This window comes from Streptomyces sp. NPDC001204 (assembly GCF_053598035.1).
Map to the genome: position 1 here is coordinate 128,302 of NZ_JBSFJL010000010.1, position 8,028 is coordinate 136,329.

Below are 8,028 nucleotides of genomic sequence, written 5' to 3' on the forward strand. Positions count from 1 at the left end.
TGCTCAGGGCCCGTACGTGACGTGTACCTCCTCGAAGCCCAGGGACTTGAGCAGGCCTTCGAGCATCCCGGTGGTGTTGGTCTCGGCCCGTGCCGTCAGGCCGCTGTCCTTCGCCGCGTCGGCGATGTGCTTGACCGCGAGCCGCTGTACGGCCTGTTCGCTGTTGGGGTTGTCGGAGAACAGGTCGCCCAGACGGTCGAGCAGACCGCGCTGCTTGGAGACGGCGTAGGAGTGGTCCGCGTCCAGGGCCGGGCGGCCGAGCCGTGCGTGCGGCAGCCGCAGGGTGGCCGAGGTGCGGTCGCCGTCGACCGTCACGTCCTTGTCGCCGAGCCGGCCGAGGTCCACGTAGGCGTCCACGGTGCCGGCCCCGACGTAGAGGGTGCGGGTGCCGCGGATGGCGTCGGGCAGGTACTTGCTGTCCTTCTCCAGGTCCACGACGACCTGGAAGTTGCCGGAGGCGGCGTCGTAACGACTGAGGTCTTGGATCGACTTCAAGAGCGCGGGGCCCGAGCGGTCGTGCGTCTCGGTGCCGAACAGGTCCTTGATGCCGGGCAGCACGGCCAGCGCGACACCGGCGAACAGCAGCGCGAGCACCACCACGACGGCACTCACCGCCTTCGCCCAGCCGGGCATGCGCCGGGTGGCTCGCTCGGGGGGAGTCGTCATCCCACGGTTCTCCTTCCTCCCTCCTGAGAATGCCCGCCAAATCCGTGACCAGACAGGCCGGTTGGCCGGGCACAGGTCGGTGACGGACCGTGGGGGCCCGCCTGGCCCCGGCGGCGGCGTACCGCGGCCCGTCAGCGGGCGATCAGTAGCATGAGCCGGGAGTCGGAAATGATCAGCGAGGAGCGGATCGTGCGAGACATCGCGGTGTTCAGCGGCAGCGCCCACCCCGACCTGGCGGCGGAGGTCTGCGCCCATCTGGGTGTGCCCCTCAGCCCGGCGCGGATCAGCCGGTTCGCCAACGACTGCCTGGAGGTGCAGCTCCGGGCGAACTGCCGGGAGCGGGACGTCTTCCTCATCCAGCCGCTGGTCAAGCCGGTGCAGGAGCATCTCGTGGAGCTGCTGCTGATGTGCGACGCGGCCCGTGGCGCCTCCGCCGGGCGGATCACCGTCGTGATGCCGCACTACTCCTACGCCCGCTCCGACAAGAAGGACGCGCCGCGTATCTCGCTGGGCGGCCGGCTGGTGGCCGATCTGCTGGTCGCGGCGGGCGCGAGCCGTGTGCTGGCGATGACGCTGCACGCCCCGCAGGTGCACGGCTTCTTCTCGGTGCCCGTCGACCATCTGCACGCGCTGCGTGAACTCGCCGAGCACTTCCGGCAGTACGACCTGTCCCGCACCACCGTGGTCTCCCCGGACCTGGGCAACGCCAAGGAGGCGGCCGCGTTCGCCCGGATGATCGGGGCCCGGGTGGCCGCCGGGGCCAAGCAGCGCTACGCCGACGACCGGGTGACCATCAGCTCCGTCATCGGCGATGTGGCCGGGCGGGACGTCATCGTGCTGGACGACGAGATCGCCAAGGGCAGTACGGTGCTCGAACTGCTCGCCCGACTACGCGAGTTGGGGCCTCGCTCCATCCGCGTCGCCTGCACTCACGGCCTGTTCGCGGCGGGCGCCCTCAAACGGCTGACCGAGCAGAGCGACGTCCTGGAGATCGTGTGCACCAACACCGTGCCGGTGCCGGCGGGGGGCGAGGAGCACCGGGCCCACAAGGACAAGCTGCGGATCCTGTCCATCGCCCCGGCCCTCGCGGAGGCCGTACGCCGCATCCACAACGGCGAGTCGGTCAGCGCCCTGTTCGACGCACCGCCCACCGAGTAGCCGGGGGCTGAGGAACATGCACATCTGATGTTGTCGATCTTCACACCGGGCCGATGAAGTGACTCATCCTTCTCGCCGGCTCGCGCGGGGCGCTGCGACACACGAGGTTTCTCATCGCCCCACTACCTCGAAGTGATCGGATCAGGGTATCTAATGGTGTTTTGGTATGATTTTCCGTCAGGTGTCCTGTCATGCTTGCGTCTTGTCGCGCGAGGGGGTGGCGGGGCGCCTTGCTGTGAGGAGAGGTGAACCCGCAGATGAGTGCTCGTGCGCGCGGGCAGGGTGATTTGTCACGGTATCGGGCCAGACGTCAGTGGCCCGTGGCCGTGTTCAGGGCCCGGGCCGGTGGAACGACCCCGGTTCGTGCCGTCGGTGCGTCCGAACCGGTCGGCGCGGGTGGACGGCGTGGGGAGGGCGGTGTGGGGGTGGTGTCGGCGGGGTGCGCGCTGCTGTCCGGTATGGCGCTGCTGGCGGCCTCGGCTCCACCGGTGGCCGCCGCGGCGGGGGCCGTGCCGGTGCGGACGCAGAGGGCTGATCCGTCGCATACCTTCACCTTCACCGGCGCTCCGCAGACCTTGACGGTTCCGGCGGGGGCGGTGGTCACGATCACCGCGGACGGCGCCGGCGGCGCCGACAACACCGGCACTCCCTGCTCCGTCACGGGGACCGGTGGGACGGGGGCGCGGGTCGTCACCACCCTCCCGCAAACCACCGCCCCGACGACCTTCACCGTCAACGTCGGCGGCACCGGCGGCAAGGGCTGCAACGGCACCGGGACGCCGGGTGCCGGCGGGTTCAACGGCGGCGCCGCAGGGGGGAGTTTCCCGCTCACCGGTTTTCACTTCGAAGGTCCGGGTGGGGGCGGGGCCTCCAGCGTCGTCACGGGCGGCTCCCTGCTGGTGGTCGCCGGGGGCGGCGGTGCCGCCGGCGGCACCGGAGCGGGTTCGACGGGAGGGAACGGAGGCAACGGCGGGACAACGCCGGATGCCACCGGCGGAACCGCGGGAAGCGCCACCGGCCCCGGGGCTTCACCGGGGCGGGGCGGGGGCGGTGGCAGCACCAGCACCAGTACCGGCGGTGCCAGTGGGGCCGCCGGCACCGTTCCCCTCTGCGCGGTCACGAACGGCGGGCCGGGGAGTGGGTTCTCCGGTGCCACGGTCGGTACCGGCGGCGCCGGAGGCAGCTTCGACGGCGGCTGCGCCGCCACTGCCATCGCCGGCGGTGGGGGCGGTGGGGGTGGGTACTTCGCCGGCGGAGGCGGCGGCAGCGGCGCCGTCAACAGGAGCGGCACCTCGGCGGGTGGGGGCGGGGGTGGTGGGGGCAGCAGCTTCGCCACCCCCACGGGTACCGGCACGAGCTACGCGCTCTCGACGCTGGGGACGGCGAACCACAACGGCCAGGTGATCATCTCCTACAGGGTCCCGTCCTTGACCGTCACCAAGACCCACACCAGGCACTTCACCCAGGGGAGGCACGGCACCTACACCATCACCGTGGGCAACGCCGCCGGGGCCGCCCCGACCGACCGCACCACGGTCACCGTGCACGACATCCTCCCCGCCGGGCTCCGCGCCGACAGCATCCGTGGCACGGGATGGAACTGCACTCTGAAGACCCTCACCTGCACCCGTAGTGGCGTCCTCCCAGCCGGGAGCGGCTACCCTCGCATCACCGTGAAGGTCGACGTCTCCTGCAGGGCCCACGCGCGGGTGAAGAACACCGTCACCGCCACCGGGGGCGGTGACACCACTACCCACACCGCCACCGACCTCACCAAGATCAAGCGCCACAAGCACGACAAGCGCTGCGAGTACCACCACTGGTGACCCAATCGGCCTGTGCCAACGGCGGGGCGCGTCCATGAGGACGGCCCCGCTCGGCGCACGATCCGACATGGATGTTCCTCGACTCCCCAGCCGCAGTCGGCTGCAATTCGGAGACATATGTCAACCGAACATGCTGGAATTCACTCCTACGAGGGTAACTTGCTGAGCAAGTAGGGGTGTTGGGCCCCGAGGGTCGGGGGATGCTGTGATCTCCGAGCCCGTCGTACTTGGAGCCGGTTGGAGGGGAATGCCGTCGTGCAGCAGGATCCTGCGCCGCCGTTCACCCGGCATCTGCGCGTCCATCGGGACCGCGGGCACACCGTGCTGGAGTTCCGCGGCGAGATCGACATCGCCGCGGAGGCGCAGATCGCCCCCCACATCGACCGGGCCACCGCACGGCCCGGTGCCCGGATCGTGATCGACCTGAGCCGGGTGGACTTCTTCGACTGCTCAGGCCTGCGCCTGCTGTACCGGGCCCGCGGCCGGGTCCTCGACCACGGCGGAGAGCTGCACCTGGTGTGCACACACCCGCTGACCCTGCGCATCCTGAAGGTCACCGGGCTGTCCCGGCTGCTGCCCCCGCAGCCGACGCTGGAGGCGGCGCTGGAACAGCACGGGGCCGCGTCCGGCTCCGTGTGACCGGGTGGATCGCCGGACGGTGTGCCCGGTCCCCGGATGTCAGTCCATCAGCAGGACCAGCTTGCCCGTGGTGCGGCCGCTCTCACCGAGCTCGTGCGCCCTGGCGGCCTCGGCCGGCCGGAAGGTGCCGGCGATCGTGGCGCGCAGCCTGCCCTCTTCGACGAGCCGCGCGATCGCCTCCATGCCGTGGTGGTCGGCGTCGACGAGCATCCGGACCGCCCGGACGCCTAGCCGCTCGGCCTCGTGGTAGAGCTCGTCGGAGCCGACCGGCAGGATCGACACCAGGAGACCGCCCGGGCGCAGCACCCGCAGCGAACGGAGCGAGGTGTCGCCGCCGATGGTGTCCAGCACGACGTCGACGTCCCGTACCGCCTCGGTGAAGTCGGTCGAGCGGTAGTCGACCGGCTCGTCCACACCGATTCCGCGCAGGAAGTCGTGCTTGCCCGCGCCGGCGGTGCCGAAGACGTACGCGCCGCGCGCCTTGGCCATCTGCACGGCCACATGGCCGACTCCGCCGGCCGCCGCGTGGATCAGCACCCGCTGTCCCGCCCGGAGATCCGCCCGCTCCACCAGCGCCTGCCACGCGGTCAGCGACACCAGCGGCAGCGCGCCCGCCCCTGTGTGGTCGATCGCGTCCGGCTTCGGCGCGAAGGCCCGGGCCGGAGCGGTCACGTACTCGGCGTGCGAGCCGTGGCCGAACGGGTACGGCAGCATGCCGAAGACCTCGTCCCCGGGCCGGAAGAGGGAGGCTCCGATGCCCGTCGCCTCGACCACCCCGGAGACGTCCCAGCCCAGTACGAACGGCGGTTCGCCGAGGAAGCCGCCGTTGGCCCGGTGTTTCCAGTCCGTGGGGTTCACCCCGGCGGCCCGCACCCGCACCAGCACCTCGTTGGGCCTGGGCACGGGCCGCTCAAGTTCGATCTCCCGCAGCACCTCGGGACCGCCGAGGACGTCCTGACCGATCGCGCGCATCGTCTCCATGCCGTTCATGGTGAACGAGCCTGCCCGCGCCCGCCCGCTCATCCGGCGGCGCGTCCCGCGGGTCCGGACTCTCCTTGTGCTGCCACCGCCTGACGGGTGGCCGGATCGGCCGGGGTTCGTCCGCGGCGCGTGCCTGAATCCGCGGGGCCGGGATATCCGGGAAGTAGGGGCGGCGGGACACTCACGCCCCGCCACCGGACCCTACGGAGGAGACATGCCACTGTTGAACCCTCCCCCAGCTGAAGTAGGGGGATTCCTGGCTCAAGCAGCTCGTTCGCCCAGCGAGCGAACGAGGCTGACGCTCTCAGCACCAGCCGGGACGGAACCTGCCCGGTTGCCCGTCAAGGCAATGGAGTTGCGCGTGCTTGGCTCTCGCAACGCGCGATGCCAGACTACCCGACCGCCCGGGCGGTCTTTCGCCTTTTGGGCGGAACTCCGTTCCCTGCCCTGCCCCGCAGGAGTTCGATTCATCCCCTGGTTGGAACCGGGCTTCCACGGCGGCGCGGGTCAGTCGTGGTCGTCCCTGACCTTGGCGGGCCAGACGCCGAGCGAGCGCTCGACGGCGGTGGCGCCCGCCCGGTCGACGGCACTGCGCACGACGGCGAAGATGGCGCCCTGGACGGCCGCGGCGAGCAGGATCTCGCCCCAGCGGCGATCCTCGTCGAGCGCCTCGGGAGCCTCCTCCTCGTGACGGATGGCCTTCCACGTCGCGCGGAACGCCAAGCCCGCCAGCGTGCCGCCGACCCAGCCCAGCACGAAGCCGACGGGCTGGTAGGCGAGCGGGATCTTGTGCTTCTTCCTGGCCATCGGTGTCTCCTCTGCCGGTACGGGGGTCGCCGGTGCGGGCGCCGGGGCCGTCAGGGCCGGCCTCGCGGCGGAACCTCCTCGCCGGGCCTCACGGGACCCGGAGGGGTCCCGTCGCCGAAGGGGCGCCCGCCGAGCTCCTCGCGGTGATGCGGACTCAGCCACCCGGACAGGTCCGGCCCGAGCGGCACGATCCGGGTCGGGTTGAGGCCCGTGTGCACCTGGTAGTAGTGCCGCTTGATGTGGTCGAAGTCGACCGTGTCCCCGAAACCGGGAGTCTGGTACAGGTCCCGGCCGTACGCCCACAGCACGGGGTTCTCGGCGAGCTTCCACAGATTGCACTTGAAGTGGCCGTGGTAGACGGCGTCGAACCGGACCAGCGTGGTGAACAGCCGGATGTCCGCCTCGGTGATCGTGTCGCCCACGAGGTAGCGCTGCCCGGCCAGGCGGGACGCCAGCAGCTCCAGTCGCCGGAACACGCCCGCGCAGGCGGCCTCGTAGTCCTCCTGGTTCGTGGCGAAGCCCGCCCGGTACACGCCGTTGTTGACGTCCTCGTACACCTCCGCCATCACCGTGTCGATCTCGTCGCGCCGCGCCCGCGGGTACAGGTCCGGCGCGCCGGGCCGGTGCAGCGCGCTCCACTCGGTGGCGAGGTCGAGCGTGATCTGCTGGAAGTCGTTGGTGACCAGCTCGCCGCTGGGCACGTCGACGACCGCGGGCACGCTCACCCCGCCGGGGTAGCCGGTCTCCCGCCGGTCGTAGGCCTCGCTGAGGAAACGGATCCCGAGTACGGGATCCCGGCCGTCGGCGTCGAGTGTGAAACGCCAGCTCCGGTCGTCCTGGATCGGATCCACGACGGCCAGTGACAGGGCGTCCTCCAGTCCCAGCAGCCGCCGGGAGACCAGTGACCTGCTCGCCCACGGGCAGGCACGGCTGACAACCAGCCGGTAACGTCCGGCCTCCACCGGCCAACCGTCCCGCCCGTCGGCGGTGATCCGGTCCGCGAAGTGGCTCTTGGACCGCTTGAAGGCCTTGTGGCCGTAGGCGTTGTTGCCCTCACCCCCGCCGCTCATGTGTCCTCCCTGCTCGACGGATGTCCTGGTGAACACGTTCCCCGAAATCCGCCGGCGGCACGGCGTGGGCCGCGGTGGCCGGGAGCGGGCGGGCACGAAGGGGCCCCGCCGCGACGGGGGAGCGCGGCGGGGCCTTACAGACGCATGCCCGGACGGGACGGGCTCATGCCTCCCGGCCGGACTTTCTCGCGCGGCTCAGTTCCCGGCGGCCGGTTCCAGCACGAAGACCGGGATCTCCCGCGAGGTCTTCTCCTGGTACTCGGCGTACGGGGGGAACGCGGCCACGGCCCGTTCCCACCACCGCGTCTTCTCCGTACCGGTGACCTCACGGGCCGTCATGTCCTGCTTGGCCGGACCGTCCTGGAGCTCGACGCGGGGGTCGGCCTTGAGGTTGAAGTACCAGAACGGGTGCTTGGGCGCACCGCCCTGGGAGGCCACCACGGCGTACCGCCCCTCGTGTTCCACGCGCATCAACGGTGTCTTGCGGATCCTGCCGCTCCGAGCGCCCACGGTGGTCAGCAGGATCACGGGCAGTCCCGTGTCCAGCAGCGTCGTCCCCTTGGTGCCACCGGAGCTCTCGTACAGCTCCACCTGCTCCCGCACCCACTGGGTCGGGCTGGGCTCGTACTCGCCCTCAAGAGCCATGCCGGCCGTCCTCTCGTCGCATCCCGTGACTGATGGTGCAACGCCATTCAACATCCGCACCCCCACGATTCATCCCCACCGCGCCCACACCGCCGGCCGGGCACGCCGCGCCGCCTCACGGACGGGCCGTGCCCCCTGCGGGCGGGCCGCGTTCCTCGCGGTCGATCAGCCTCTCCCTGCGGGCGGATTCCTCACGGGCGGGCGGCGTCGCCTCGCGGGCACACGGCGCCCCTGCG

At 71.3% G+C, this 8,028-nt stretch carries 8 protein-coding genes; 3 read left to right on the top strand and 5 right to left on the bottom strand.

Translation table 11 applies throughout. The annotated features are described in order from the left end of the window. Window positions 1-3: 3 nt before the first annotated feature. Window positions 4-666, bottom strand: coding sequence for a DUF4230 domain-containing protein (locus tag ACWC91_RS16675; protein ID WP_225076663.1), 663 nt, complete (start codon window positions 664-666; stop codon window positions 4-6). 189 nt (window positions 667-855) lie between these two features. Between ACWC91_RS16675 and ACWC91_RS16680 the strand changes: the two genes are divergently transcribed. The 3 genes from ACWC91_RS16680 to ACWC91_RS16690 all read left to right on the top strand — a co-directional run bounded on the left by ACWC91_RS16680 (window position 856) and on the right by ACWC91_RS16690 (window position 4,289). Continuing rightward, the gene (locus ACWC91_RS16680) at window positions 856-1,824 is read left to right on the top strand and encodes a ribose-phosphate diphosphokinase (RefSeq protein ID WP_450641667.1); all 969 of its coding nucleotides are present in this window, start codon (window positions 856-858) and stop codon (window positions 1,822-1,824) included. A 419-nt stretch (window positions 1,825-2,243) separates the two neighbouring features. Continuing rightward, a complete protein-coding gene (locus ACWC91_RS16685; RefSeq protein WP_376500391.1) occupies window positions 2,244-3,650 on the top strand; it encodes a hypothetical protein in 1,407 nt (468 codons plus the stop codon). Between the two features lie 255 nt (window positions 3,651-3,905). Beyond that, complete coding sequence (locus tag ACWC91_RS16690; protein ID WP_225076662.1) at window positions 3,906-4,289, top strand: anti-sigma factor antagonist; 384 nt, start codon at window positions 3,906-3,908, stop codon at window positions 4,287-4,289. 39 nt (window positions 4,290-4,328) lie between these two features. Here the strand turns inward: ACWC91_RS16690 and ACWC91_RS16695 are convergent, their stop codons facing one another. From ACWC91_RS16695 to ACWC91_RS16710, 4 genes are all read right to left on the bottom strand, one after another. Beyond that, window positions 4,329-5,279: an NADP-dependent oxidoreductase gene (locus ACWC91_RS16695; RefSeq protein ID WP_225076661.1), complete on the bottom strand. Its 951-nt coding sequence runs from the start codon at window positions 5,277-5,279 to the stop codon at window positions 4,329-4,331. Window positions 5,280-5,777: 498 nt separating this feature from the next. Further along, window positions 5,778-6,077 carry a DUF4235 domain-containing protein gene (locus tag ACWC91_RS16700; RefSeq protein WP_450641629.1) on the bottom strand — a complete coding sequence of 100 codons (300 nt, stop codon included), beginning with the start codon at window positions 6,075-6,077 and terminating at the stop codon, window positions 5,778-5,780. 50 nt (window positions 6,078-6,127) lie between these two features. Next, window positions 6,128-7,147 carry a glutathione S-transferase family protein gene (locus ACWC91_RS16705; protein WP_450641628.1) on the bottom strand — a complete coding sequence of 340 codons (1,020 nt, stop codon included), beginning with the start codon at window positions 7,145-7,147 and terminating at the stop codon, window positions 6,128-6,130. Window positions 7,148-7,342: 195 nt separating this feature from the next. Then, window positions 7,343-7,792, bottom strand: coding sequence for a nitroreductase family deazaflavin-dependent oxidoreductase (locus ACWC91_RS16710; RefSeq protein ID WP_225076657.1), 450 nt, complete (start codon window positions 7,790-7,792; stop codon window positions 7,343-7,345). Between the last annotated feature and the right edge of the window lie 236 nt (window positions 7,793-8,028).